The 25032-nt window shown below is 36.5% G+C and carries 23 protein-coding genes; 14 read left to right on the top strand and 9 right to left on the bottom strand.

Features of this window, described 5'->3' with window-relative positions; all coding sequences use genetic code 11:
* The first annotated feature begins 152 nt into the window (after nucleotides 1-152).
* Nucleotides 153-869: an SDR family oxidoreductase gene (locus D5J18_RS03670; protein ID WP_119057675.1), complete on the top strand. Its 717-nt coding sequence runs from the start codon at nucleotides 153-155 to the stop codon at nucleotides 867-869.
* Between the two features lie 169 nt (nucleotides 870-1038).
* On the opposite strand, the gene D5J18_RS03665 is transcribed toward D5J18_RS03670, so the two are convergent.
* Both D5J18_RS03665 and D5J18_RS03660 read right to left on the bottom strand, forming a co-directional pair.
* The gene (locus D5J18_RS03665; RefSeq protein WP_119057674.1) at nucleotides 1039-1989 is read right to left on the bottom strand and encodes a transketolase family protein; all 951 of its coding nucleotides are present in this window, start codon (nucleotides 1987-1989) and stop codon (nucleotides 1039-1041) included.
* A 1-nt stretch (nucleotide 1990) separates the two neighbouring features.
* Nucleotides 1991-2839, bottom strand: coding sequence for a transketolase (locus D5J18_RS03660; RefSeq protein WP_119057673.1), 849 nt, complete (start codon nucleotides 2837-2839; stop codon nucleotides 1991-1993).
* 122 nt (nucleotides 2840-2961) lie between these two features.
* Between D5J18_RS03660 and D5J18_RS03655 the strand changes: the two genes are divergently transcribed.
* The 5 genes from D5J18_RS03655 to D5J18_RS03635 all read left to right on the top strand — a co-directional run bounded on the left by D5J18_RS03655 (nucleotide 2962) and on the right by D5J18_RS03635 (nucleotide 6978).
* Complete coding sequence (locus D5J18_RS03655; protein ID WP_119057672.1) at nucleotides 2962-3297, top strand: PadR family transcriptional regulator; 336 nt, start codon at nucleotides 2962-2964, stop codon at nucleotides 3295-3297.
* A gap of 3 nt (nucleotides 3298-3300) precedes the next feature.
* Nucleotides 3301-4890 carry a PspC domain-containing protein gene (locus D5J18_RS03650; RefSeq protein WP_119057671.1) on the top strand — a complete coding sequence of 530 codons (1590 nt, stop codon included), beginning with the start codon at nucleotides 3301-3303 and terminating at the stop codon, nucleotides 4888-4890.
* 124 nt (nucleotides 4891-5014) lie between these two features.
* Nucleotides 5015-5569 carry a 1-acyl-sn-glycerol-3-phosphate acyltransferase gene (locus D5J18_RS03645; protein WP_260377444.1) on the top strand — a complete coding sequence of 185 codons (555 nt, stop codon included), beginning with the start codon at nucleotides 5015-5017 and terminating at the stop codon, nucleotides 5567-5569.
* Nucleotides 5566-5985 carry a PaaI family thioesterase gene (locus D5J18_RS03640; RefSeq protein WP_119057669.1) on the top strand — a complete coding sequence of 140 codons (420 nt, stop codon included), beginning with the start codon at nucleotides 5566-5568 and terminating at the stop codon, nucleotides 5983-5985. Before D5J18_RS03645 ends, D5J18_RS03640 begins: the two co-directional genes overlap by 4 nt.
* Nucleotides 5986-5991: 6 nt before the next feature.
* Complete coding sequence (locus tag D5J18_RS03635; RefSeq protein WP_119057668.1) at nucleotides 5992-6978, top strand: isochorismate synthase; 987 nt, start codon at nucleotides 5992-5994, stop codon at nucleotides 6976-6978.
* A gap of 69 nt (nucleotides 6979-7047) precedes the next feature.
* On the opposite strand, the gene D5J18_RS03630 is transcribed toward D5J18_RS03635, so the two are convergent.
* The 3 genes from D5J18_RS03630 to D5J18_RS03620 are packed head-to-tail and all read right to left on the bottom strand — an operon-like array spanning nucleotide 7048 to nucleotide 9749.
* Nucleotides 7048-7368, bottom strand: coding sequence for a hypothetical protein (locus D5J18_RS03630; protein ID WP_119057667.1), 321 nt, complete (start codon nucleotides 7366-7368; stop codon nucleotides 7048-7050).
* Nucleotides 7369-7374: 6 nt separating this feature from the next.
* The gene (locus D5J18_RS03625) at nucleotides 7375-8343 is read right to left on the bottom strand and encodes a deoxyhypusine synthase family protein (protein ID WP_185124685.1); all 969 of its coding nucleotides are present in this window, start codon (nucleotides 8341-8343) and stop codon (nucleotides 7375-7377) included.
* 14 nt (nucleotides 8344-8357) lie between these two features.
* A complete protein-coding gene (locus D5J18_RS03620) occupies nucleotides 8358-9749 on the bottom strand; it encodes a type III PLP-dependent enzyme domain-containing protein (protein ID WP_119057665.1) in 1392 nt (463 codons plus the stop codon).
* Between the two features lie 93 nt (nucleotides 9750-9842).
* Between D5J18_RS03620 and D5J18_RS03615 the strand changes: the two genes are divergently transcribed.
* The 3 genes from D5J18_RS03615 (at nucleotide 9843) to purE (D5J18_RS03605) (ending at nucleotide 12217) form a co-directional block, all read left to right on the top strand.
* Nucleotides 9843-10934, top strand: coding sequence for a 5-(carboxyamino)imidazole ribonucleotide synthase (locus D5J18_RS03615; RefSeq protein ID WP_119057664.1), 1092 nt, complete (start codon nucleotides 9843-9845; stop codon nucleotides 10932-10934).
* 32 nt (nucleotides 10935-10966) lie between these two features.
* Nucleotides 10967-11488: a 5-(carboxyamino)imidazole ribonucleotide mutase gene (purE, locus tag D5J18_RS03610; protein WP_119057663.1), complete on the top strand. Its 522-nt coding sequence runs from the start codon at nucleotides 10967-10969 to the stop codon at nucleotides 11486-11488.
* A gap of 207 nt (nucleotides 11489-11695) precedes the next feature.
* Nucleotides 11696-12217 carry a 5-(carboxyamino)imidazole ribonucleotide mutase gene (purE, locus tag D5J18_RS03605; RefSeq protein ID WP_119057663.1) on the top strand — a complete coding sequence of 174 codons (522 nt, stop codon included), beginning with the start codon at nucleotides 11696-11698 and terminating at the stop codon, nucleotides 12215-12217.
* Between the two features lie 61 nt (nucleotides 12218-12278).
* Here purE (D5J18_RS03605) and D5J18_RS03600 read toward each other — a convergent pair whose 3' ends face one another.
* Together D5J18_RS03600 and gldJ are read right to left on the bottom strand one after the other, a co-directional pair.
* Nucleotides 12279-13538, bottom strand: a complete 1260-nt coding sequence (locus D5J18_RS03600; RefSeq protein WP_119057662.1) for a UDP-N-acetylmuramoyl-tripeptide--D-alanyl-D-alanine ligase — start codon at nucleotides 13536-13538, stop codon at nucleotides 12279-12281.
* 53 nt (nucleotides 13539-13591) lie between these two features.
* On the bottom strand, nucleotides 13592-15226 hold the full coding sequence (gene gldJ / locus D5J18_RS03595; RefSeq protein ID WP_119057661.1) for a gliding motility lipoprotein GldJ: 1635 nt from the start codon (nucleotides 15224-15226) through the stop codon (nucleotides 13592-13594).
* Between the two features lie 401 nt (nucleotides 15227-15627).
* Here gldJ and porV point away from each other — a divergent pair, with 401 nt between their 5' ends.
* Nucleotides 15628-16800: a type IX secretion system outer membrane channel protein PorV gene (gene porV, locus D5J18_RS03590; protein WP_119057660.1), complete on the top strand. Its 1173-nt coding sequence runs from the start codon at nucleotides 15628-15630 to the stop codon at nucleotides 16798-16800.
* A 242-nt stretch (nucleotides 16801-17042) separates the two neighbouring features.
* Here porV and D5J18_RS03585 read toward each other — a convergent pair whose 3' ends face one another.
* Nucleotides 17043-17942, bottom strand: coding sequence for a mechanosensitive ion channel family protein (locus D5J18_RS03585; protein ID WP_119057659.1), 900 nt, complete (start codon nucleotides 17940-17942; stop codon nucleotides 17043-17045).
* A 138-nt stretch (nucleotides 17943-18080) separates the two neighbouring features.
* Between D5J18_RS03585 and D5J18_RS03580 the strand changes: the two genes are divergently transcribed.
* Together D5J18_RS03580 and D5J18_RS03575 are read left to right on the top strand one after the other, a co-directional pair.
* Entirely contained in the window at nucleotides 18081-19406 is a 1326-nt protein-coding gene (locus D5J18_RS03580; RefSeq protein ID WP_119057658.1) for a dihydrolipoamide acetyltransferase family protein, read from the top strand.
* Between the two features lie 274 nt (nucleotides 19407-19680).
* Complete coding sequence (locus D5J18_RS03575) at nucleotides 19681-20790, top strand: MFS transporter (protein ID WP_221407267.1); 1110 nt, start codon at nucleotides 19681-19683, stop codon at nucleotides 20788-20790.
* A 388-nt stretch (nucleotides 20791-21178) separates the two neighbouring features.
* Here D5J18_RS03575 and gluP read toward each other — a convergent pair whose 3' ends face one another.
* The gene (gluP, locus tag D5J18_RS03570) at nucleotides 21179-22420 is read right to left on the bottom strand and encodes a glucose/galactose MFS transporter (protein ID WP_165844955.1); all 1242 of its coding nucleotides are present in this window, start codon (nucleotides 22418-22420) and stop codon (nucleotides 21179-21181) included.
* 225 nt (nucleotides 22421-22645) lie between these two features.
* Here gluP and D5J18_RS03565 point away from each other — a divergent pair, with 225 nt between their 5' ends.
* Both D5J18_RS03565 and D5J18_RS03560 read left to right on the top strand, forming a co-directional pair.
* Nucleotides 22646-23164 (top strand): hypothetical protein, encoded by a 519-nt coding sequence (locus D5J18_RS03565; protein WP_119057657.1) that lies wholly within the window; start codon nucleotides 22646-22648, stop codon nucleotides 23162-23164.
* A 140-nt stretch (nucleotides 23165-23304) separates the two neighbouring features.
* A complete protein-coding gene (locus D5J18_RS03560; protein ID WP_119057656.1) occupies nucleotides 23305-24951 on the top strand; it encodes a beta-N-acetylhexosaminidase in 1647 nt (548 codons plus the stop codon).
* Nucleotides 24952-25032: the final 81 nt, after the last annotated feature.

Below are 25032 nucleotides of genomic sequence, written 5' to 3'. Positions count from 1 at the left end.
TCAGAGTCCCCTATAGTCACACATTTGGTTGCTTTTTTCCTCCTAATTGATCTCTTTGACTCTTCAACTTTCTATACAATAACTAAGTGCTAACAATCTGTAAAGAATTTTAGGTTCGATTTTTGCAACTGATTTCAAAAATTTAATGATTTATGGAAAATTTGAAAGATAAAGTAGTTTACATCACAGGGGGAACTCACGGCATTGGTTTTGGCGTAGCCAAAGTTTTACTGTCTAAGGGTATGCGTGTTGCAATTTCTGGAAGAAGACAAGAGGATGCTGAGGAGGCTGCAAAAAAAATAACCAGCGATGAAAATCAGGTTCTTGGCATTGCTTCTGATGTGACTGATTTTGAAAACGAGAAGGCTGCTATTGCTAAAATTGTAGAAAAATTCGGCCAACTGGATGTCGTTTTGGCTAATGCGGGCGTTGGCCATTTTGCTCCCATTTATGAATTGAAAAATGAAGATTGGAAACAGATGATTGATACAAATTTGACAGGAGCTTTCCATACACTGAAGGCAAGTTTTGAAGCCTTGAAAAAATCTGAAGGCTATTACATTACGCTCGCTAGTTTAGCTGGAACTAATTTCTTCGAAAACGGGGCTGGTTATAATGCGTCTAAGTTTGGTGTAGTTGGATTTACACAAGCGGCAATGCTGGATTTACGCTCGCATAACATCAAGGTTTCCACTATTATGCCTGGCTCTGTAGCTTCGCAGTTCAATAATCATGTGCCGAGTAGTTCTGATGATTGGAAAATTCAACCAGAAGACATTGGTGAATTGGTTTACGATTTATTGAAAATGCACCCTAGGACTCTTCCGAGCAAAATTGAAGTTCGCCCAACTCGACCAGATAAAAAATAATTTTTTAAGCCTTATAAAAAATAAATCAGCCGTTTTAAATTAAAGCGGCTGATTTTAATTAATATAAAGTTGAATTTCTTCATGGATTTTTAACCTAGAATAACGTAACGTCTTGTTTTTTATGACGTAAGATTTAATTCAAAGTAAATGGAAAATATATTTTCACTCTTTACTTTCGTTTTAGAACTTTTTCAACTTTTTCAACAATATTTGTTTTGTCTATCCCGTATTTTTTCATCAATTCCATGGGAGTGGCACTTTCGCCAAAACTATCATTTACGGCAACAAATTCCTGCGGAACAGGATGATTTTTAATTAAAAGCCTGGCAATACTCTCTCCTAATCCTCCGAAAATATTATGCTCTTCTGCCGAGACTACACAACCTGTTTTCTCTACAGATTTTAAAATCAATTCATCATCCAAAGGTTTGATGGTATGAATGTTTATCACTTCTGCCGAAATTCCTTTTTCTTCTAAAATCGCCTGCGCTTCAATGGCTTCCCAAACCAAATGCCCAGTTGCTACAATTGTCACATCATTTCCTTCTATCATTAGTTTCCCTTTACCTATCTCAAACTTCTCATCTTCTTTGGTGAAAACTGGCCAACTTGGTCTACCAAATCTCAAATACACTGGCCCATCAAATTCTGCAATTGCCATTGTTGCTATTTTGGTTTCGTTATAATCACAAGGGCAAATCACCGTCATCCCTGGGAGCATTTTCATCATCCCAATATCTTCTAAAACTTGGTGCGTAGCCCCGTCTTCTCCCAAAGTCAGCCCAGCATGAGAGGCACAAATTTTTACATTTTTACCGCTATAAGCCACAGATTGGCGAATTTGGTCATAAACTCGGCTGGTCGAGAAGTTAGCAAATGTTCCTGTGAATGGGATTTTACCTGCAGTCGCTAATCCTGCTGCCATACCAATCATGTTGGCTTCAGCTATTCCTACTTGAAAAAATCGTTCGGGGAAGTTTTTTTCAAAATCATTCATCTTGAGTGAACCAGTTAAGTCTGCACACAAAGCTACAATATTGGGATTTTTTTTTGCGGCTTCTAACAGGCCATCGCCAAAGCCTGAACGTGTGTCTTTTTTGTCTGTATATCTAAATTTCATTTTAATAATCGCTTAATTCTTCTAAAATATTTTGTTGTAAAGCTTTTTCTAGTTCGTCATCGTTTGGTGCTTTCCCGTGCCAAGCGTGCGTGCCCATCATATAATCTACCCCATGCCCCATTTCGGTATCTAGCAAAATTGCTACAGGCTTCCCTTTCCCTGTTTTAGCTTTAGCTGTATTTATCCCTTCATAAATAGCTTCCAAATCATTTCCTTTTTTCACGTGAACTACGTCCCACAAAAAAGCTTTGAGTTTAGTCTCTAAATCGCCTAAATTCAATACATCTTTGGTATCTCCATCAATTTGCCGTCCATTGCGATCGATCGTCATGATCAGGTTATCAACCTTCTTTGCCCCTGCATACATCAGTGCTTCCCATATTTGCCCTTCTTGTAATTCACCATCACCTTGTAAGGTATAAACTAAATGCTGATCTCCGTCTAATTTCTTCGCCTGTGCTATACCTATAGCCACTGAAGTTCCCTGCCCCAAAGAGCCTGTCGCAATACGAATCCCCGGTAAACCCTCGTGAGTAGTAGGGTGACCTTGCAATCGGCTATTCAATTTCCTAAAAGTGGCTAATTCTGAAACTGGGAAAAAACCGTTTCTAGCTAATACACTATAGAAAACTGGAGAAATATGCCCATTGGAAAGTATAAAGACATCTTCGTTTTTACCTTCCATTTTAAAATCTGTAGAGTAATCCATGATTTCTCCATAGAGCGTCACCAGAAATTCGGTGCACCCCAATGAGCCGCCTGGGTGGCCACTGCTTACTCCATGCACCATGCGCAGAATATCTCTCCTCACCTGTGTGCATAGATTTTCTAAAGCCTTTTGATTTTTCATGAAAATAATTTTTCCCAAAAATAAGCATTTTCAAACTATTTTTTTAAGCTTTAAAAAAAATACAGTATTTTGCTTTGCATAGTACTATTTATATTTCATATATTTGCAAAAGAAAGTTCTATATGAAAATAAATTATGATATTGAAAAATCTCGAACTCAAATGCGAAAAGGCAGTTTAGAGCTCTGTATTCTCAGCATTATTCAGCGTAGTGATGCTTATGCGCCTGAAATAATAGAAGAACTCAAGCAAAACCAAATCATTGTGGTGGAAGGCACTATATACCCTCTCCTGACGAGGCTGAAAAATAATGGCATTTTAGAATATCGCTGGGAAGAAAGCTCATCGGGGCCACCGCGTAAATATTATACGCTAACTTCTGATGGCGAAGAATTTCTAAATCAGCTAAAACAAACTTGGATTCAATTATCTCAAACCATTCAAAAAATCATACACTAAACTATGGACAAAACTCATAATATCAGTTTAGGCGGATTCGCCTTCATCATTGAAGAAAATGCGCTTTTTTCTTTGAAAAAATATTTGGACGAAATTAACTTGTATTTACAGAATGATACGGGAAAACAGGAAATCATTAACGATATAGAATACCGAATGGCAGAAATTTTTGGCGAGCAACTCAAAAACAATCGCCAAGTCATCAATCTAGAGGACGTCAATCATATCAAAAAAACCTTGGGCGAGCCATCTCAGTTTGTTTTAGATGGTGATGAAAGTGAAACCAAAAAGCTTCCAAATCTTTTTCCTTTGCCCTCAAAAAAATTATACCGAGATTCCACCAACAAAAAATTAGGTGGTGTAGCAGCGGGCATTGCTCATTACTTTAGTATCGACCCAACTTGGGTACGAATTGGCTTGTTATGCTTACCATTTTTAGATTTTCTGTTTTTGGGGATCTCAACAATAAGCCTTGTTTTGGCTTATATTATTTTATGGATTGTAATTCCTGAGGCGAATACAACTGCTGAAAAGCTAGAAATGTACGGTGACCACGTAAATGTAGATTCGCTAAGAAACTTTGACCGAACAGCTACTGATTTAAAAAAAAAATTAAATACTGAAGATGTTATTAAACGTTTCCTCAAGCTGGGGCTAAAAATCGTAATTGGGCTCATTTCATTATTCCTTTTGGCTGTAAGTATCACTTTAGCCGTTTCTGCAATAGCTCTTTTCATAGGGGGATTTACTCTTTTTAGCACAAGTTTCATAGGGTTTTCAATGTCAGATTTTTTACCTTTGGTATTTGATCACGATTGGGAGGTTTGGCTGTTTTACCCATCTTTATTTCTCTTAATTTCATTACCAATTATTGGGTTAATCCTGGTATTTATCCGCATCATTTCTTCTCGATTTCGTATTAAAAAAGAAGTATCTTACGCACTTGTAACTTTATTCTTCATTGCTCTTATCGGGTTTTCAGTTATTAGTATTTCAACGCTACGAGCTTTCCAGCGAGGAGCTTCCGTCACAGAATCTGTAGATATTCAGACCTCACCTAGCGAAATTTTAATGGTTGAGAACATCTCTCCTGCATCATCAGATGAGTTCGAGTTCTCCTTTGATTTTTCTACACTAGAATTTGTACCATCCTTAGATTCATTGGCACGAGTGGAAATTACAAAAACCGCTAAAGGGAAAAACTTAGCTTTGGCAAAAAAGCATGCTAACTTTAAAAGTTCCGTGCGCACAAAACCCAATAAAATTCAATTTAAAGACAAAATTTCTATCTATGATTTTAAAAAATGGCGTTTGCAAAACGAAAAAGTGACTATTGAAATTCCCGAAGGTCAAAAAATTCAATTCAGAAATGTTTCATACCTCACGGCTAAGCATCAATATACCCCTGTAGAAAATAATACGACTTATGTTTTTAAAAACAATCGACTCTATACCGAAAAGGAATGGCAAAAAAATGGCGCTGAATTTTATTCTGACACTTTACAGCAAGACGTGCCCCTGGAGGATGAAATAAATAAAAACGACACCTACATTCCTAATGATGATGTATCCTTTGATTCTCAGTGGGATTAAAAGGCTGTTTAAATCTCATTTTTTTAAAGGCTTAAAAATTTTTTAAAAGATTAAATCTAAACAGGTTTTAGTAGAAACTAAAAAAATACGGGAATAAGCTTATCTTTGCAAAATGAAAAAAAGCATGGGTCAGCTTATTCTTTTTTTGATGGGCTGGAAACTAAATAACGGCATCAACCTTAAACAAATTCATAGCTGCGTATTAGTCTGCGCCCCACACACCTCTAACTGGGATTTTGTGGTAACCGTAGCTGCTTTTTGGAAAATGGGCATCCCGATGAAACTCTTCATCAAAGACGCTTGGACCAAGCCTTGGTACGGCTTCATCATAAAAGCCTTGGGCGGCATCGGCGTAAACCGCAAGCAACGCCAAAACCTCACTGATTATGCAGGGAAATTGCTAAAAAATAAATCTGAGCGACTCTACTTGGTCAACACGCCAGAGGGAACACGAAAATTTGCCGAAAAATGGAAAAAAGGCTTCTACTATATTGCCCAAAAGGGCGAGGTCCCGATTTTATTTGCTTACGCTGATTATGCAAAAAAAGAAGCAGGAATCAACGCCATGGCCGACCCTAAAATTCATACGCTTGAGCAAACACTCCAAATCGCAAAAGATTTTTATGAAAATATAGAAGCTAAATTCCCAGAAAAATTTAATAAAAAGATTCAATCATGAATTCAAAAAAAGATATTCTAAATCAAATTCAAGCTTTGAATAAAGATACCTTAATGGAAGTTTTTGACTTGAAATATACTGCTTTTGACGGTGAAAGTCTCTCGGCAGAACTTCCCGTCTCCCCCAAAGTGCACCAACCCTACGGCATCTTGCACGGTGGCGTAAATGCAGTATTGGCTGAAACTGTAGGAAGCCTGCTATCTGCCTTACAATATTCGCCCGAAGATAAAAAGGGAGCGGTGGGCATCAACATTCAAGTCAACCACATCAAAGCTGTGAGAGAGGGAAAAGTTACCGCAAAGGCTTCATTTCTGAAGAAAGGAAGGTCGGTTGACTATATCGAAATAGAAATTAGAAATGATAAAAATGAACTGACGGCTCAGGCTACGATGACGAATAAAATTATCGATTTATAAACTTCAATGGATTTAAAAAATCTTTCTTCTCCATACATTCTGTACCGTTTTCCTGATGAGGAAAATTTTGTTTTTGAAGAATTAACTATAGCTGATAAAAATGATTTCACATTTCAGATTCAATCTTTTAATCAAGAAAAAAATTATTTTTTTAAAGGCTTAAAAAATTTTGAGATTAACCCAAAAGATTTCCCATCAGAAAATTTAAATGAAATTTCTCAAGGCTTAAAAAATTTTGAATCACCAATTTTTACTTGGGAAATTTATCGAAATAAATGTGATTTTTTCATTCAAGAAATTCAGAAAGGCAGATTTGAAAAGTTAGTTCTAAGTCGAATTTTTAAAGGTCTGAAAAATCCAAATTTGGGGGAACTTTTTGCTAATTTATCAAAAAAATACCCTAAAGCTTTGATTTATTTACTTCACTTGGGAGATGAAATTTGGTTGGGTGCCACGCCTGAACTTTTGCTTGAAATCAAAAACAATAAACTCCAAACCATGGCTTTGGCTGGAACTCGAAGCACCGAAAATCCCCACCCTTGGACTCAAAAGGAGTTGTATGAACACCAAGTGGTGGTGGACTATATTTCTAAAGCTTTAGAAAATTTAAATCCTAATGTTGAAGAAACTAAAACCATAACTCTCAATAATTTGCAACATTTGATGACGCCAATTTCTGCAAATTGGAGTGATGAAAGCTCTGTAGAGCACCTCATCTCTCGCCTCCATCCTACGCCTGCAGTTTGTGGTCTGCCTCAGCGAGAAGCTTTTGAATTCATCTTAGAAAATGAAGGCTACAACCGCTCTTTCTACACTGGGATTTTGGGCTTTAAAAATCAGACCAGTATAACTTATTTTGTGAATTTAAGATGTGCCCGAATCTCCCACTCGGGGATGGATGTTTTTGTAGGTGGGGGCATCACAGCGGCTAGCCAAGCCTTGGCTGAATGGGAGGAAACAGAGCTCAAAGCTAAAGTTTTACTGGACTTTTAATTTAAAGTTTTCTAAGCTTTTTTTATTTAAAAAAAGTGAGGCTGGGGAAATTTCCAGCCTCGTTTTTAATTAATCTTCTAAGTCATCTAAGTCTGCTTCGGGTTCCTCAAAGCTTGGCTGATCTTCGTAGGAATAGTCATCATCTTCATCATCATCAAATTCTTCCATCACGATTTCTAAACGCTGACTGATTTTTACTAAATAGATGGTGTCTTCCGTTTCTACCTCTACGGCTTCTATGGTTTCTCCTTTAACGTTTTTGAATACAATCACGTCTTGATCTCCATAGCCATCAGGAAATTTTTCTACCAATAGACTTAAAATTTCATCATTCAATTTCTTGAAATCTACAATTACTTTTTTCTTGTTAGATTGTTTTTTTCGGTTCATAGTATATTATAGGTCTAGTAAATAAGCAAAAATTAATGGTGCTACAATGGTAGCATCAGATTCAATGATAAATTTTGGTGTATTGATGTCCAATTTCCCCCATGTGATTTTTTCGTTGGGTACTGCTCCTGAGTAGCTTCCGTAGGAAGTTGTGGAATCTGAAATTTGGCAGAAATAGCTCCAAAATGGTGTATCTGTTCTTTCTAAATCTTGGTAAAGCATAGGCACAACGCAAATAGGGAAATCTCCTGCAATTCCTCCCCCAATTTGGAAGAAACCAATGCCATTGTCTTTTGTATTATCGGTGTACCAATCGGCTAGGAATGTCATATATTCTATTCCTGATTTCATCGTAGTTGCTTTCAATTCTCCTTTGATTACATAGCTTGCAAAAATGTTGCCCATAGTACTGTCTTCCCAGCCTGGCACTACAATAGGCAGGTTTTTTTCTGCCGCGGCATACATCCAGCTATCTTTTAAATCTATCTCATAATATTCTTCTAAAACGCCTGAAAGTAACATTTTATACATAAATTCATGTGGGAAATAGCGCTCGCCTTTTTCTTCGGCATTTTTCCAAATTTTGTAAATATGTTTCTGCAATCGACGAAAAGCCTCTTCCTCTGGAATGCAAGTATCCGTCACTCGATTGAGCCCTACTTCTAGCAAGTCCCATTCCTCTTGAGGTGTTAAATCACGATAATTGGGCACTCTTTTGTAATGGCTGTGCGCCACTAAATTCATAATGTCTTCTTCTAAATTAGCGCCTGTACAAGAAATGATGTGTACTTTGTCTTGGCGAATCATTTCGGCAAAAATTTTACCTAATTCTGCTGTACTCATCGCTCCTGCTAAACTCACCAGCATTTTGTTGCCTTGGTTGAGTTGTTCTTCATAAGCTTTTGCTGCATCGACTAAACTCGCTGCATTAAAATGTAAATAATACTTTTGTATAAAATCACTGATTGCTCCCATTTTTAATATTTTTTTTAATAACCTAAAATTTTTAAAAAATCATCTGCATTCTGCTGTGGTGCAAATAATTTTGTTATGATTTCTCCTTTTTCATTTTTATCAATTAAGATATGCTTGGGCTTTGGAATCAAGCAATGCTGCAAGCCGCCAAAGCCACCAATCGTGTCTTGATACGCCCCTGTATTGAAAAAGCCAATATACAAAGGTTTTTCTTTTTTGAACTTGGGCAAAAATATAGCATTCAAGTTCTGCTCACTATTATAGTAGTCATCACTATCGCAAGTCAACCCGCCTAGCAATACTCGCTCATATTCATCATTCCAGCGGTTGATGGCCAACATTACAAATCTTTTACTAATCGCCCAGCTATCAGGCAAAGTCGTGATAAAAGAAGAATCAATCATGTTCCATTTTTCTCTATCGTTCTGGTGTTTTTGATAAAGAATTTCGTAAATCGCTCCACCACTCTCGCCTACGGTAAAACTACCAAACTCTGTGAAAATATGTGGGACATCTACCCCAGCATTCTCACAATATAAGTTAATTTGATTCACAATTTCATCAACCATATAAGCATAATCATAAGTGAAATGTAAAGAGTTTTTTATAGGAAACCCACCACCAATGTTCAGGCTATCTAAGCTTGGGCATATTTTTTTTAAGTTGACATAAACCTTCAAGCACTTAATTAATTCACTCCAGTAGTAAGCTGTATCTCTAATCCCTGTATTGATGAAAAAATGAAGCATTTTAAGTTCCACTTGCGGGTCATCTTTGATTTCCTTTTTGTAAAACGGAACAATATCTCGGTAGCCAATCCCCAATCGAGAGGTATAAAACTCAAATTTTGGCTCTTCTTCTGATGCAATTCTGATTCCTACTTGGAATTTATCTTCGATGGAATCTTTCAGCAAACTGACTTCCTCATAATTATCTATAATCGGTAAACAACGCCTGTGCCCGCTATTCATCAGCCGAGCAATATTTTCCACATACTGATCTCTTTTAAACCCATTGCAAATCACCCAATTATCGCTCGTCAACCTTCCACTTTCTAGGAGTTTCTCCACAATATTAATGTCTACCGCCGAGCTAGTTTCGATATGAATATCATTTTTTAAAGCTTCATTCAAAACGAAAGAAAAATGTGAACTTTTAGTACAATAGCAATAATTGTAAGTAGCCTTGTACTGATGCTTTTCTATCGCTTCTGCAAACCATTTTTTAGCTTTTTGGATATTTTCTGAAATTTTGGGTAAATAATTAAATTTTAACGGAGAACCATATTCTTGGACTAAACCCATCAAATCTATCCCGTGGAATTGCAGCGCATGATCTCTTAGCGTAAATTCCTCTTGTGGAAAATAATACGTTTGGTCAATTAAATCGTGATATTTTAATTTCATCAATTACATTTGCTTAATATGTTGCAATGTTAATTAAAATTTTTACTTTGCGGCAATAACTTAACTATTTTTTTACCAGAAATTATTCTCCTTATGAAAAAAATTGGAATTTTAGGTGGCGGACAACTCGGTAGAATGTTTATACAAAACGCTCTCAACTACCCAGTAGAAATCCATATTCTTGACCCTAACCCCGAAGCTCCATGCAGCAAAATTGCGCATCGGTTTGTCGTTGGTGATTTTAATAACGAGCTAGATGTACTTAATTTTGCAAAGAACGTAGACATTGTGGGAATTGAAATCGAACACGTGAATCTCTCGGCTCTAAAGAAATTGAAAAAACTAGGGAAAACCATTATCCCCGACCCTGAAGTTTTAGAAATCATTCAAGATAAAGGAATTCAAAAAGATTTTTATTTGAATCATGATATTGCTACAGCTCCACTCAAAGATAAAAATAACTTGCCCAACGTTCAAAAATTGAAAAAAGGCGGCTACGACGGCAAAGGCGTGCAACTCCTAAGTGCTGAAAATTTTGAAAACTGCTGGGGAGAAGATTCCATTTTTGAAGAACAAGCAGATATTCTGATGGAATTGGCCGTTTTAGTCGCTCAAAATCAAAGTGGCGAAACCGCTGTCTACCCCGTAGTTGAACAGGTTTTTAACCCCGAGTATAATTTACTTGATTATTTAATCTCTCCTGCCCGAATTGATGAAGAAACTGCTCAGCAAGCAAAAGATTTAGCTTTGAAGGTCGTCAAAAAACTCAATTCCCCAGGAATTTTTGCTATCGAATTGTTTCTAAATCACGATGGAAGTCTTTGGGTGAATGAAACAGCTCCTCGCGTTCACAACAGTGGGCACGCCACTATCGAAGGAAATTTTTGTTCGCAATTTGATATGATGTTGCGTACCCTGCTTGATTTCCCGCTAGGCAATCCTGAGGCAAAACTCAAATCAGCAATGTTCAACCTCATCGGTGCCAGTGGGTATACGGGGAAGGCAAAAATTCAAGGCTTAGAAAAAATTTTGAATTTACCAGGCCATTCCCTACATTGGTATGGCAAAAAAATGACTAAGCCAGGCAGGAAAATGGGGCATTCTACCGTGGTTGCTCAAGATTGGGATGGTGTCATCCAGCAAATTGAAACGATAAAAAAAGAAGTGAAAATTATTTCTGAATAAATTTTTAAAGCCTTAAAAAAAAATTAAAAATTATGCATATTGAAAACCCACAAGTTAGTATCATCATGGGAAGCCAAAGCGACTTACCTGTGATGAAAGAAGCTACCGAAATTTTAACTGAGCTGGGCATCTCATTTGAGCTTACCTTGATTTCCGCCCACCGAACGCCTCTGCGAATGCTTAAATTTGCAGAAAACGCGCACCTACGCGGTGTGAAAGTCATCATTGCTGGAGCAGGCGGAGCGGCACATCTTCCTGGCATGGTTGCAAGTTTGACTCACTTGCCAGTGATTGGCGTTCCTGTAAAATCCAGTAATTCCATCGATGGGTGGGACAGCATCTTGAGTATCCTCCAAATGCCTAACGGGATTCCTGTGGCCACCGTAGCTTTGAACGCCGCCAAAAATGCTGGCTTGCTAGCGGCAAGAATTCTAGGCTCAACCGATGAAAAAATCGCTCAAAAAATAATGAGTTTTCGTGCTGAATTAGAAGAGAAAGTGAATCAAAGTATTGAAGAAATTCGCTTTTCTTACCCCAACGGGTTTGATGTTTAATTTTTTTTTTAAAGACTATAAAGAATTAGTTTTATAGCCTATTTAGAATTTAAATAGGCTTTTAAAATTTTATTTTCTCCAAAGTCATTCCTCTAGAACCTTTGACCAAAATCGTGGCTGGAGGTAATGGATTTTCTTTTAAATAATTTTTAAATTCATTATTATTTCTGAATAAATTTTTAAAGCCTTAAAAAAAAATTAAAAATTATGCATATTGAAAACCCACAAGTTAGTATCATCATGGGAAGCCAAAGCGACTTACCTGTGATGAAAGAAGCTACCGAAATTTTAACTGAGCTGGGCATCTCATTTGAGCTTACCTTGATTTCCGCCCACCGAACGCCTCTGCGAATGCTTAAATTTGCAGAAAACGCGCACCTACGCGGTGTGAAAGTCATCATTGCTGGAGCAGGCGGAGCGGCACATCTTCCTGGCATGGTTGCAAGTTTGACTCACTTGCCAGTGATTGGCGTTCCTGTAAAATCCAGTAATTCCATCGATGGGTGGGACAGCATCTTGAGTATCCTCCAAATGCCTAACGGGATTCCTGTGGCCACCGTAGCTTTGAACGCCGCCAAAAATGCTGGCTTGCTAGCGGCAAGAATTCTAGGCTCAACCGATGAAAAAATCGCTCAAAAAATAATGAGTTTTCGTGCTGAATTAGAAGAGAAAGTGAATCAAAGTATTGAAGAAATTCGCTTTTCTTACCCCAACGGGTTTGATGTTTAATTTTTTTTTTAAAGACTATAAAGAATTAGTTTTATAGCCTATTTAGAATTTAAATAGGCTTTTAAAATTTTATTTTCTCCAAAGTCATTCCTCTAGAACCTTTGACCAAAATCGTGGCTGGAGGTAATGGATTTTCTTTTAAATAATTTTTAAATTCATTTACAGATTTGAATTTCTTGGCTTGATGTGTTTGAATTTGACTGAAGTTCTCCCCGAGTAAGAAAATTTCATCTAAATCTAATGACTCTGCTAAGTCAGTGATTTTTTGATGTTCGCTTTTGGCATACCTCCCTAGCTCAAACATATCGCCTAAAATGGCTATTCTCTTACCTGATTTACTTGCTAAATTTTCCAGTGCCACCTCCATACTTGTAGGGTTGGCGTTGTAGGAATCCATAATAATGGTTAGCTGCTCTTTTTTCACAATTTGTGAACGATTGAGCTGTGGCCAATAATTTTCTATCGCTTTTTTGATGGAATTTAAATTTACTCCAAAATGTAACGCTATACTCACCGCTGCTGCAATATTTATCGCATTGTAATGCCCAGTGAGATGAGAATTAATTTCAGTCTCTCGGAATTCAATTGTTGCGTTTTCAAAATTTTTTAAAGGCTTAAAAAAATAATCTACTTCAGGGTTTTCAAATCCAAATTTTAAGTTTTCAATATTCTTTGTTCGCTGAATTTGAATAGCATCATCAGCATTCACAAAAGCGAAAGCTTTATTTATTCTTAGAAAATCATACAATTCAGACTTGGCTGCAATCACGCCCTCTAAGTTTCCAAAGCCTTCTAAATGTGCTTTCCCAAAATTGGTTATGTATCCATGCGTCGGAGCAGCAATGCGAGTAAGTGTTGCAATCTCTTCAGGGTGGTTGGCGCCCATTTCTATCACAGCCATTTCATGTGATTTTTGAATCGAAAGTAAAGTTAACGGCACACCGATGTGATTGTTTAAATTGCCTTGCGTGAAAGCAACTTTAAATTTTGGATACAAAGCGGTAGCTATCAATTCTTTAGTCGTCGTTTTCCCATTACTCCCTGTGAGTCCAATCACTGGGATGTCTAATTGCTGACGATGAAAATGAGCTAATTCTTGTAGAAACTTCAAGCTATTCCCTACACGATAAATGTTTTCTCCGTCAACTTCTTCATCTACAATTGCAGCTATGGCTCCAGCAGCTATGGCTTGTTTGGCATAGCGATTCCCATTGAAGTTTTCTCCTTTTAAAGCTAAAAAAATCTGTTGTGGTTGAATTGTTCGAGAATCAGTATTAATTCCCAATGATTTTTGGAAAATTTGATAAATTTCTTCTAACATGAATAATAAAAAAGAGGTTGAAAACAACCTCTTATATTTGAGTTTTAATTAATTTATTTAATACCTCTTTTTCTTCTATTTTTGTTTGATTTCATCGGCCCAGTGTAATCTTGAGCGACGCGGAAACCAACCCAAGCTGCAGAACTTGCCTCGTGCATGTATCTTCTTTGCCCTGGGTCTAGCCAGTAGATGTCATCTCTCCAAGAGCCACCTTTTACTACACGCAATTCTTTGCTGATGCCGGAGGTTCTTTCTTTGGAGTCTTTATCTAAAATCACACGTCCATCGTCGGTCATTCTAAAGTTTCTCACTGGTGAATTGTACATATCGGCATTGGTATTATCTAGATTTGTTCCTGCTTTACCGACGTCTAATGAAGAACGATAGTCTCCATCATTATAATCTCTAGCGTCTTCTATCATTTCTGTGCGGTAAGAACCTGGCAAGGCCTTGGCTAATAATTGACCATTACTCAGCGTGTCATATTCTATAGCTCCTTCTTGTACGGTTTCATAACCACCTGTTCCATTCGGGATTTTCCTAGTGTAAATGTTACCTCTATAGTAATTAAAATCGTTAGCATCATCATCTATAATGGGACGATAAACATCTGCTGTCCATTCAGCTACATTGCCTAGCATTCCGTATAATCCAAATTCGTTTGATGGATATTCTTTCACATCGCTAGTGATAGCTGAGCCATCGTTGCCCCATCCTCCGATGCCAGAGTAATCGCCTCTCCCTTGTTTAAAATTGACCATGAAATCGCCACGTTTTCTCCCCTTAGAGTGTCTCAAATCTTCTCCTGCAATTGGCTTACCTTCGTATTGATTGTAAACGCGGTCTGCTGGTAAAGCTAAAGCAGCGTATTCCCATTCTGCTTCGGTCGGTAATCTAAATTTAGGGACTAAGCTTGCATTCATCGTTGAACGATAATTGATTCGTGGATTTGCATTTTTCACTTTAATTTCTTTCATAATTTTGGCCGTATCAATCACGCCATCTCCTTGGAAAACATTATCTGGATCTTGTTGAAATTTCTCTGTGTTGAAGTGATTTGCTCCCAAATTTACATCCGTATTTAAATATAAATCTTTACTCAGGTAGCCTTTTTCCATCATCGCTTTCTCATTAGCTCTATCGGTCAACCAATCGCAGTATCTTTGAGCCTGCAACCATGTAACGCCTACCACGGGGTAATAGTTAAATGAAGGATTTCTCAAATATTCATTGATGAAAATTTCATTTCTGCTTAATTTATTTCCCCACACTAGCGTATCTGGTAATATACCTTTATTAATGTTTTCATTGTTGGGGTCGCTACTAGGGAACACGTAAGAAATCCAAGACATGTATTCTTTGTAATCATAGTTAGTCACCTCTGTATCAGCCAAGTAAAATGATCTCACTTGCATACGTCTAGGCGTGTTATTCCAATCTCGCATGACATCGGTTTTTACTTGCCCCATTGTGAAGGTTCCACCTTCTACATAAACCATCCCTTCTGAAGCTTTTTCTTTTTTCTTGTCGCCAGTAAAAAACCACCCTTTTTTATCATTAGGCTTCCATCCTGTTCGGCTTGTGTAATTTTTGGTGCCTCCGCCACTTTTCACACCACTCTTATTGCCACAAGAAGTGAGGATAAAGGCCAACACCAAACTTAAAACAAAAATGAATTTATTATTCATTATGACTTTCTATTTTCTTAGTTTGTAATATGCAAAGAAAAAAATTTAGTGCGAATTATACAATTTTTTCTAAGCCTTAAAAAATTATTCTTTTATTTTCAATCACTAAATGAAATGTATGCTGTCAAAACAAATTTTAAACCAAGATTAAATTTTATTTTTTTTTGAAGCTTAAAAAAAACTTCATTCAAAGAAACTAAGGACCTATCATCAAGTTTATTCCTAAAATTCAAATATGATTAAAACAATTATTTCATTTAAATCTTACAAAATAAATTTGTCTATAACCGTATCTACCAACTCATTAAAGTTAACTTATTCTAAATCCACAATGGGGAATACGTTTACAGTAATTTAATTATATTTGTTGCGATTTTTATGAATTATTTAATTTCATTACAATGACTCAAAACAAATTTTTATTGTTTCTTTTCCTTGGCGGGATGCTTTGGGGGCAGGCTCAGACTATTCGCCCGGTACGCACGGGGGCTCCTTTTCTTAGAATTTCTCCCGATGCTCGTGCGGGTGGTTTAGGTGATATGGGGGTTGCTACTTCTGCTGATGTTTTTTCTCAGTATTGGAATCCTTCCAAATATGTTTTTTCAGAGGAACATTCTGGCGTGGGAATTTCCTACACGCCTTATCTTAGTAAAATTACTAATGAAGTTTTCTTGATGAATGCAGCGTTTCATACTTACTTGGGCGAAAACGAAAGAAGTGCTTTGGGAGCTAGTATTTATTATTTTAACCTAGGGCAAGTTGATTTGACGCACTTGGTTGCTGGTAAAATTCAAGATTTGGGGCAAGCCAAACCTAATGAGTTCTCTTTTGATTTATCTTACTCTTTGAAGTTATCTGACCAATTCGGTATGGGGGTAACGGGCAGGTACATCCGCTCTGATTTGTTTAATAATGACCAAAATGCCAACACCTCAGCAGCTAATTCATTCGCTGTGGATTTGAGTGCTTTGTACCAAAGCTATCCGTTTAAACTCGGTGATTTAGATAGTAAAATGCGTTTAGGGATTAATATCAGCAATATTGGGCCAAAGCTAGACTATTATGAATCAGAGGATTACCAAAATTTCTTGCCAACTAATCTAAGAATGGGTGGTGTTTTAGATTTAAACCTTGATGATGCTAACAGATTGAGCATTGGGACTGAAATCAATAAACTACTTGTGCCAACGCCTAGCATTCCAGTAGATGCTAATAATGATGGTATTGCTGACTATTACACTGTGAAAGATGAAGGCGTTATTTCAGGAATCTTTAGCTCACTGAGCGATGCTCCCGATGGATTCTCAGAAGAATTGAAAGAATTCACTTGGGCATTGAGCGGTGAATATGTTTTTCAAGACGCTTTTGCATTCCGTGCAGGGTATTTCCACGAGAGCGAAGTGAAAGGTGCGCGACAATACGCAACTTTGGGTGCGGGGCTAAAGTACAATGCCTTTAGTATTGATTTCTCTTATTTATTCCCGACCAATGACATCAACAACGCGCTTCAAAATACGCTAAGATTTGCTTTAACTTGGAATTTTGGTGGAAAAACTTTTAATAGTAATTATTGATTTTTTTTAAGCCTTATATAAAATTTATTCAAAAAGTGATGAGGAAATTTCATCACTTTTTTTTTAAGCCTTAAAAAATTTTTGTGAATGTGTAATTTAGTAATAGGAAATAAGAAGAATGCTCATTTGGTAATCGGGAATTCATGATTTAATAAATGATTTATAAATGTAAATGAAAGATTCATGATTGCTTTACTTTTATTTTAATTTTCCTTGATGAGGAATCAAAAAATCAAGTAATTTTACAAAGGATTTTTCAGCTGAACAGAAACATTATTCTCATCACTACTCCAGCCCAAGACTTGGTATGGTTTTGGCAAATAGTTTTTTGCCCAGAGCGCGTCTTTTACTTTTTGCACCACTTTCCCTTTAGCTATGAGAGATGATTTACGAAACTCGTTTGTACTGACCCAAAAGTAAACTTCTAAAATAACGTTGCTTCGCAGTAATTCTTTCTCTGCAACAAAGGAAGTGTGCGTCTGATTCTCCACCACATCTGGTTCTGATTTCAAGATTTCACGAATGATTCTTTTCACATCTTCTAAATCTGCCATGGGCAAAACTTCTACCCGGAAGTCACAACGGAAGAATCCGTCATCCGTATAGTTTATCACGGGGTTTCTAATTACATCACTATTAGGCAAAAAGACATCTCGCCCATCATATGTTGTTATTTTGGTATAGAGAAATTCTAAAGACTTTACCTGCCCAAAATTTTCACCGATTTTCACCGTATCATTCACATTGAAAGGGCGGTTGAAAGCTAAAATTATTCCCGATAAAAAATTCCCACCAATATCTTTGAATGATAAACCTACAATAATGGCACTGGCCCCCAGTGTGGTGAATAAAAAATTGGTGATGGAATTCAGCCCCGCAGCCTTCAATGCCCAAATGACTGCGAAAATAAAAATCAGCCCTTTGATGATATTCCCTAAAAGTTTGCTCATCAATGGGTCTGTAGTATTGTGAGATATTCTTTTTTTTGCCAATTCCCCTAGCCTGATTGAAATTTGGTATCCTAAGATTATAATGATTAAACCCAATATAATACCTGGCACTTGTTCCAAGAATTGCTCCCAGTAGCTGTATAAACTTTTTAGAATTAAATCAACATGAACATTACTTGCATTCAACTCCATAAGAAAGGTGATTTATTGTAGACTTCAAAATTATTAATTAGCTCTCGAAAGAAAAGAATTTCATTTATTTTTTATAAAGCTTTTAGAAATTTTTACAATAACGCCCGTGATTTCCTATCTTTGTGTAAAAGCAAAGCTATGGCAGAACATAAAGTTATTTTACCCTCTATGGGCGAAGGCGTGATGGAAGCTACTGTGACTGGGTGGCTCAAGCAAGTCGGAGATAAAATCGAAGAAGATGAATCTATTGTAGAAATCGCAACCGATAAGGTAGATTCTGATGTTCCTGCTACAGCTAGTGGGATTCTAAAAGAAATTCTTGTGCAGGTAGATCAAATTGCCAAAGTAGGTGAAGCTATCGCTATAATAAAAACAGAAGATTCTAGCGAAGAGAGCTCCTCTCCTAGTGAAAATTCTAAGGAAATCTCTACCGAAGTCGAAGAAGAAGTGGCGGAAGCGGCAAAAGAAATGGAGGCTGCTATTCAGTCCAAGAAAACAACTCACACCTTCGCTTCGCAAGAAGACGGGCAATTCTTATCTCCCCTTGTGCGTTCTATGGCTAAAGAAGAAAACATCTCAGCAGAGGAGCTCAAAAACATTTCGGGCAGTGGATTGAATGGTAGAATTACAAAAGCAGATATTCAGAATTATTTAGAAAATCGTTCTAAAACTTCAGAAAAATCAATTCAAAACACTACAAATCAAGTTACTAATCAACAAGCTCAAGCAACTGCTCAGCCAGTAATCGCAGAATCTAATGAAGAAATTATTCAAATGGATCGTATGCGAAAAATTATTGCCGAGCATATGCTTGCCAGCAAACAAACTTCGCCTCACGTCTCTAGCTTTGTAGAAACGGATATGACAAATGTTGTCTTGTGGAGAAATAAAATCAAAAAAGAATTTCAGCAGCGTGAAGGCGAAAAAATCACCTTTATGCCCATCATTATTCAAGCAATTGTAAAGGCCATCAAAGATTTTCCGATGATTAATATTTCTGTAAATGGAGACCAAATCATCAAGAAAAATAACATCAACATTGGCATTGCTGCAGCTCGCCCAGATGGGAATTTAATTGTACCTGTCATCAAAAATGCTGACCAGTTTAGCTTAGTAGGGTTAACAAAAAAAATCAATGACTTGGCCTACAGAGCAAAGAACAATCAGCTAAAACCCGATGAAATAAAGGGTGGAACTTACACTGTTTCTAACATTGGAAGCTTTGGTAATATCTTGGGTACTCCAATCATCAACCAACCAGAAGTTGCCATCATGGCAATAGGTGCCATCGAAAAAAAACCTGCCGTCATCGAAACACCACAAGGTGACTTGATTGGAATTCGCCACAAAATGTACCTCTCTCACTCGTACGACCACCGCGTGGTAGACGGTGCTCTAGGCGGCATGTTTGTGAAACGTGTTTCAGATTATTTAGAGAATTTTGATATAAATCAAGAAATTTAAGCTTTATCTTACTTTTATAAAATCTCTTTTCAGTCATCAAATTGAAAAGAGATTTTTTTTAAGCCTTAAAAATTTTTTATAAAAAATCTAAACTTTAATTTTTAAACAGACTTTAGAATAAATATGATTTTTTTTAAGCCTTAAAAAATTTTATCAAAGACTAATTTCTTTATCAAAATTAAATGAACTAAATTTAGTCTTTAATTAAATAATATTTACAATGAATAAAAGTACCGTTTGGAAGCTGATTCCTATGATGTTTAGCTTCTTCATCATGGGTTTTGTAGACTTGGTGGGCATTGCAACCAATTACATGAAAGAGGATTTTAAGCTGACCGAAAGCATGGCGGGGCTGCTACCATCTATGGTTTTTCTATGGTTTTTGGTCTTTTCCATCCCTACAGGAATTTTAATGAACAAAATCGGACGAAAAAATACGGTTTTACTCAGTTTAGTCATCACTATTTTGGCGCTAGCCATTCCTTTTATTTCATATAATTACGGAATGATGTTGATTTTCTGCTGCCTTCTCGGGATTGGGAACACTCTACTACAAGTGTCACTCAACCCTTTGATTTCAAGCGTAGTAACTGGCGACAAACTAGCAAGTTCTTTAACTTTTGGTCAATTTTTAAAAGCAATTGCTTCTTTTTCAGCTCCCATCATTGCAGGTTGGGCAGCTATGTCTTTGAATGACTGGAAGCTATTGTTCCCTATTTTTATGGTTATTTCGATTTTAGCTGTAATTTTACTAGGCATCACCAAAGTCAACGAACCTGATAAAAGTATCAAAACCTCTTCGTTTTCTGATTGTTTTAAATTATTGGGAGATCAGACCATTCTACTTTGTTTTATAGGCATTTTATGCACCGTTGGGCTAGATGTTGGGGTAAACGTAACGGCACCTAAATTGTTTATCGAACGCCTAGGTTGGACGATAGAAAAAGCTGGTTACGCAACGAGTGTTTATTTTCTTTTCAGGACGATTGGTAGTTTTTTAGGTGCATTTATTTTGGCTAAATTTTCTTCTAGAATTTTCTATATCATCAGTGTTACTTGTATATTCATCGCACTTAGCCTTCTATTTGTAGCGCAAAATGAAGTTATTTTATACACTGCCATTGCCATTATCGGGTTTGGGAACGCTAATTTGTTTTCAATTTTCTTCTCCAAAGCTTTATTAAACAAGCCAAATCATCAGAATGAAGTTTCTGGTTTGATGGTGATGGGCATTTCTGGTGGAGCAATATTTCCTTTATTAATGGGATTTGCTGCCGATGCTTTGCAGTCTCAAAACGCCGCTGTGATTGTGCTTTGCTTTACGGCTCTTTACTTTTTGGTAATGATTCCTAAATTAAAATCTGCTCCTTCTGAACTTAAGTAAAAAATAAAGTTCAATAGATTATAAACTAAAGCTGCTATTTCTCTAAGCAGCTTTTCTTTTCTCATTTTTTAAGAACTTATTTTAAATTTTATGATTTCACTCATCGCCTGAGTCTGATTAATATCAAACTTCATAAACAGCTATTATTCGTTAGCGTTTAGATTTCTCCTCAATGTGAAAACTTTGAGTGGTTTGATGAAAATTATCTCAAAATTCATCTACATAACAAAAAACATTCATATCTCTGCCAAGGTTAATCATGAGGAATAGCTATTTAAATATTTGAATTTCAAAAAACTTAAATATACAGTTGTTTCTCTTTTTTATAAAAAAAACCTTAAAGCTTTAAACTTCAAGGTTTTTTTAGTTAAATGAAATGATAAGGTGTTTATTTTCTGATTCTGTGCCCTGTCATTCCATAGAATAAGATGAACAAGAAACAAGGCAAGCATAGCCAATAAGCATTTTGCATACCAAAAGAATCCTTTAACCAACCAAATATCAATGGCAATACGGCTCCACCAGCGATCGCCATCGTTAGCAAAGATGCGCCTGTTTTTGTAAACTTCCCAAGACCATCCATTGCCAGCGGCCAAATGGCAGGCCACATAAGTGAACAGCCTAACGCCATAAATGAAATAAAGTAAATCGAGTAAGCTGCAGGAGCTAAAACAACTGCTAAAGTACCAAAAATCGCTAGTAAAGAACAGATTTTCAGTGCTAAAGATTGCGTAATCACTTTTGGAATGAGAATCGCTCCGCAAATATACCCAATCACCATACCGATAGACGGGATAAAGGATGCTAATTCTCCAATTCTAAAATCTGAACCTAAAACTGTTTTGTCATTGATTCCCAATTCATTAGAGTAATCAACCATTGTCGCTAATGAAATTGTTTCTACCCCTACATAAAAGAATAGTGCTACTGCCCCTAAAATCAGATGCGGAAAATCAAAAATAGATTTTTTAGTTGCAAAGTTTGTTTCAGAAGCCAAAGTCAAATCTTCTTCATCTTCCCCTTTAGCTTTCACTTCTGGTAGCGGTGCGACCAAAGAGATAATGCCTAAAAGCAAAAATACACCTACAATGATGTAAAATGGTAATGCTAAATCTGATGTTTCTACCAATTGGATCTCTTTACCAATCACGAAAGCCAAAAAGAGCGGTGCAATCGGCCAAGCCAATTTATTGCAAATTCCCATGATACTGATTCTTTTTGCGGCACTTTCTATCGGCCCCAAAATAGTTGCATACGGGTTTACCGAAGCTTGTAAATAGGCGTTTGCCGTACCACTGACGAATGAAGCAATTAAAAATAAAATGAAGCTTTCAGCCTTAGCAGATGGAATAAAAAGCCCAAAAGCCACAGCAAAAAGCAAAAAAGAAAAAGCCATGGTTTTTTTGTAGCCTATTTTTTTAATCAATAAAGAAGCGGGGTATCCAAAAATTAAAAATGGAATGAATGTCGCTGCCAGTAGCATATAGCTTTCTGCTGACGAGATGCTTAATTTACCTTTGAGCACAGGAATCAGATAGGAGTTGATGCCGAGTGCAAATCCGATAGAAAAAAACATAAGCCCAATGAATGCGAGCGGAACTACGTAGTTTTGTTTACTTGTATTGGTCATACTTCAAGTTATAAATGTTAATAATTTTTAATCTAAAAAATGATTAGCAATTTAAGAAAAACTTTTGATTTTACTCCATTAAGAATTTGCTTAAATTTTAGCGAAAATTTAAAATGATTTTAAAATACTTCTCTTTTTCAAAAAAATAGATCTTTCCTGTTTTATAATTCAATAGATTTCTTATATTCGCAGCGTAATAAAAAACACTTCAGTTACTTAAATAAAATGATTGGCACAATTGAATTCTTCCACCCAGAAGAAACCTTGATTTACCATGTAGAAAAATCTTTCTGCAAAGTTGTTTTCCTCAGAAAAAAAAATTGTTTAGTCTTAGAAATCGAATCCAGCGAAGATTTAGATCACATGGCCGAAGATTCATTGCAAAATGAATTCCCTAAAGTAATTTTGAATATTGATGATTTCCCCATTTCTTTTGATAATAAGAGAAAACTCATCGGCAATACGATAGAAATTCCCTTCAGCACTGTAGAAGAAGAGGATGAGGATGGTGAAATAGAAGAGATCTTCTACACCAATTTGGCCGTAGGACAAGAAGATTATGAGATTGATAACAATCTACTTAAATTCTCTAAAGACGCTCAGGGAAATCTTTTTCTAAACTGGGAAGGCGAAGTACAGGATTTTACTCAGTCGACAGATGAGCTAGTGAAATTTAAGGTAAAGTGTAGCTTGGCTGACCAGAAAATTCAAATCAAAGAAGATTTTTACGCCGAAAGTAAGTAATTTTTTTAAGCCTTAAAAAATTTAAGGTTGAAGAATTTCTTTCAGATATTAAAAAAAAATAATTTTCTTTTTTTAAGGCTTAAAAAATTTCAGAATAAGGCAATATTTTGTACTTTTAGTCAAATTTAATTTTTTGACTAATGAAGAGTATTATTCCATTATTTCTGCTATTTTTTTTAGCAGCTTGTTCGACTTCGCAAATCGCGAAAAAAACAACGCCTGAAATTCAAGCAGCAAAAGAAAATTCTATCAAGGATTTTAAAATCATTCCTTTACCCAAAAGCATTACCCCTACAGAAGGGCAGTTTAGCTTAAATTCATCTACACGCATCTTTGCTGAAAAGGGGTTGACCAAAGAAGCTGATTTTCTTCAATCGTATTTGCAATTACAGACTGGCTTAAATTTATCTGTTGCGGCAAATAAAGCTTCTAAAAATCAAATTGTTTTAAGTTTAGACTCTGGCATTTCTGGTGAAGAGGCTTATACCTTGGCGATTAATCCCAATGAAATTGAAATCAAAGCTTCTACCGCAAAGGGGATTTTCTACGGTATACAAACATTGCGTCAGTTTTTTACTGATGGTTTAAACGCTCCCGCGGGTAAAATCGTTGATGAACCACGTTTTGTTTATCGTGGTATGCATTTAGACGTTGGACGCCATTTTTACCCTGTTTCATTCATCAAAAAATACATTGATATTTTAGCTTTGCACAAGATGAACAATTTCCACTGGCACTTGACTGAGGACCAAGGTTGGCGTCTTGAAATCAAAAAATACCCGAAATTAACTGAAATAGGTGCTTACCGTGCTGAGACAGCTGTTGAGAAAAATTTCCCTCATTCTGGTACAAATCAAGAGTATAAAGGTGACGGCAAAAGATATGGCGGATTCTACACTCAAGAGGAAGCTAAAGAAATTGTAAGATATGCAGCTGAAAGACACATTAATGTGATTCCTGAAATTGAAATGCCTGGACACGCAACTGCTGCTTTAGCAAGTTACCCAGAATTGGGGAATAATACTGGGCCTTATGAAGTCATCAAATGGTGGGGCGTCTTTGACCAAATTTACGCACCTAAAGAGGAAACTTTTAAATTTTTGGAAGATGTTCTTTTAGAAGTTTTTGAAATTTTCCCGAGCGAATACATCCACATCGGTGGTGATGAAGCGCCTAAGAAAGAATGGAAAAATAGTGCTCAGGCTCAGGCTGTCATCAAAAGAGAAGGGCTAAAAGATGAGCATGAACTGCAAAGTTATTTCATTCAGCGTATGGAAAAATTCATCAATGCCCATGGTAGAAAAATCATCGGCTGGGATGAAATTTTGGAAGGTGGTTTGGCGCCAAACGCTACCGTAATGAGCTGGAGAGGAACTCAAGGTGGAATCCATGCGGCAAAAGAAAATCATGATGTCATTATGACTCCGACTGATTTCTTATACTTTGATTATTACCAAGATAAAAAAGATGCTGAGACCAAAACTCCTTTTGGTATTGGTGGGTTGGTAACTCCTGAGAAAACTTACTCATTTAACCCCATGCCCGAGGAGTTGAGTGCTGATAAGCAAAAGCATATTCTAGGTGCACAAGGAAACATCTGGACTGAATACATCAAAGATGGAAATCATGTTGAGTATATGCTGTTACCAAGATTGGGTGCTTTGTCTGAAGTCGACTGGACGCCTAATGAGCTAAAAAATTATAAAGATTGGAAAAATAGAATGCAAAATTTGAAATTCATTTATGATAAAATGGATTTAAACTATGCTCCTTATATTTTTGAATAATTTTTTAAGGCTTAGAAAAAATTTAAAATCCGTAGTTTTATTAGGCTACGGATTTTTTTTCAATCCAAATTTGAATTATCG

The sequence above is a fragment of the Candidatus Ornithobacterium hominis genome (assembly GCF_900538215.1).
Lineage (GTDB): Bacteria > Bacteroidota > Bacteroidia > Flavobacteriales > Weeksellaceae > Ornithobacterium > Ornithobacterium hominis.
This window is presented reverse-complemented; position numbering and strand designations above follow the sequence as displayed.

Coding starts and splice junctions, on each gene's coding strand:
- D5J18_RS03670 (WP_119057675.1), top strand. CDS start 153: ATGGAAAATTTGAAAGATAAAGTAGTTTACATCACAGGGGGAACTCAC.
- D5J18_RS03660 (WP_119057673.1), bottom strand. CDS start 2,839: ATGAAAAATCAAAAGGCTTTAGAAAATCTATGCACACAGGTGAGGAGA.
- D5J18_RS03575 (WP_221407267.1), top strand. CDS start 19,681: ATGGGTTTTGTAGACTTGGTGGGCATTGCAACCAATTACATGAAAGAG.
- D5J18_RS03665 (WP_119057674.1), bottom strand. CDS start 1,989: ATGAAATTTAGATATACAGACAAAAAAGACACACGTTCAGGCTTTGGC.
- D5J18_RS03650 (WP_119057671.1), top strand. CDS start 3,301: ATGGACAAAACTCATAATATCAGTTTAGGCGGATTCGCCTTCATCATT.
- D5J18_RS03580 (WP_119057658.1), top strand. CDS start 18,081: ATGGCAGAACATAAAGTTATTTTACCCTCTATGGGCGAAGGCGTGATG.
- D5J18_RS03635 (WP_119057668.1), top strand. CDS start 5,992: ATGGATTTAAAAAATCTTTCTTCTCCATACATTCTGTACCGTTTTCCT.
- purE (WP_119057663.1), top strand. CDS start 11,696: ATGCATATTGAAAACCCACAAGTTAGTATCATCATGGGAAGCCAAAGC.
- purE (WP_119057663.1), top strand. CDS start 10,967: ATGCATATTGAAAACCCACAAGTTAGTATCATCATGGGAAGCCAAAGC.
- D5J18_RS03645 (WP_260377444.1), top strand. CDS start 5,015: ATGGGTCAGCTTATTCTTTTTTTGATGGGCTGGAAACTAAATAACGGC.
- D5J18_RS03655 (WP_119057672.1), top strand. CDS start 2,962: ATGAAAATAAATTATGATATTGAAAAATCTCGAACTCAAATGCGAAAA.
- D5J18_RS03625 (WP_185124685.1), bottom strand. CDS start 8,343: ATGGGAGCAATCAGTGATTTTATACAAAAGTATTATTTACATTTTAAT.
- gldJ (WP_119057661.1), bottom strand. CDS start 15,226: ATGAATAATAAATTCATTTTTGTTTTAAGTTTGGTGTTGGCCTTTATC.
- gluP (WP_165844955.1), bottom strand. CDS start 22,420: ATGACCAATACAAGTAAACAAAACTACGTAGTTCCGCTCGCATTCATT.
- D5J18_RS03600 (WP_119057662.1), bottom strand. CDS start 13,538: ATGTTAGAAGAAATTTATCAAATTTTCCAAAAATCATTGGGAATTAAT.
- D5J18_RS03630 (WP_119057667.1), bottom strand. CDS start 7,368: ATGAACCGAAAAAAACAATCTAACAAGAAAAAAGTAATTGTAGATTTC.
- D5J18_RS03585 (WP_119057659.1), bottom strand. CDS start 17,942: ATGGAGTTGAATGCAAGTAATGTTCATGTTGATTTAATTCTAAAAAGT.
- D5J18_RS03640 (WP_119057669.1), top strand. CDS start 5,566: ATGAATTCAAAAAAAGATATTCTAAATCAAATTCAAGCTTTGAATAAA.
- porV (WP_119057660.1), top strand. CDS start 15,628: ATGACTCAAAACAAATTTTTATTGTTTCTTTTCCTTGGCGGGATGCTT.
- D5J18_RS03615 (WP_119057664.1), top strand. CDS start 9,843: ATGAAAAAAATTGGAATTTTAGGTGGCGGACAACTCGGTAGAATGTTT.
- D5J18_RS03560 (WP_119057656.1), top strand. CDS start 23,305: ATGAAGAGTATTATTCCATTATTTCTGCTATTTTTTTTAGCAGCTTGT.
- D5J18_RS03565 (WP_119057657.1), top strand. CDS start 22,646: ATGATTGGCACAATTGAATTCTTCCACCCAGAAGAAACCTTGATTTAC.
- D5J18_RS03620 (WP_119057665.1), bottom strand. CDS start 9,749: ATGAAATTAAAATATCACGATTTAATTGACCAAACGTATTATTTTCCA.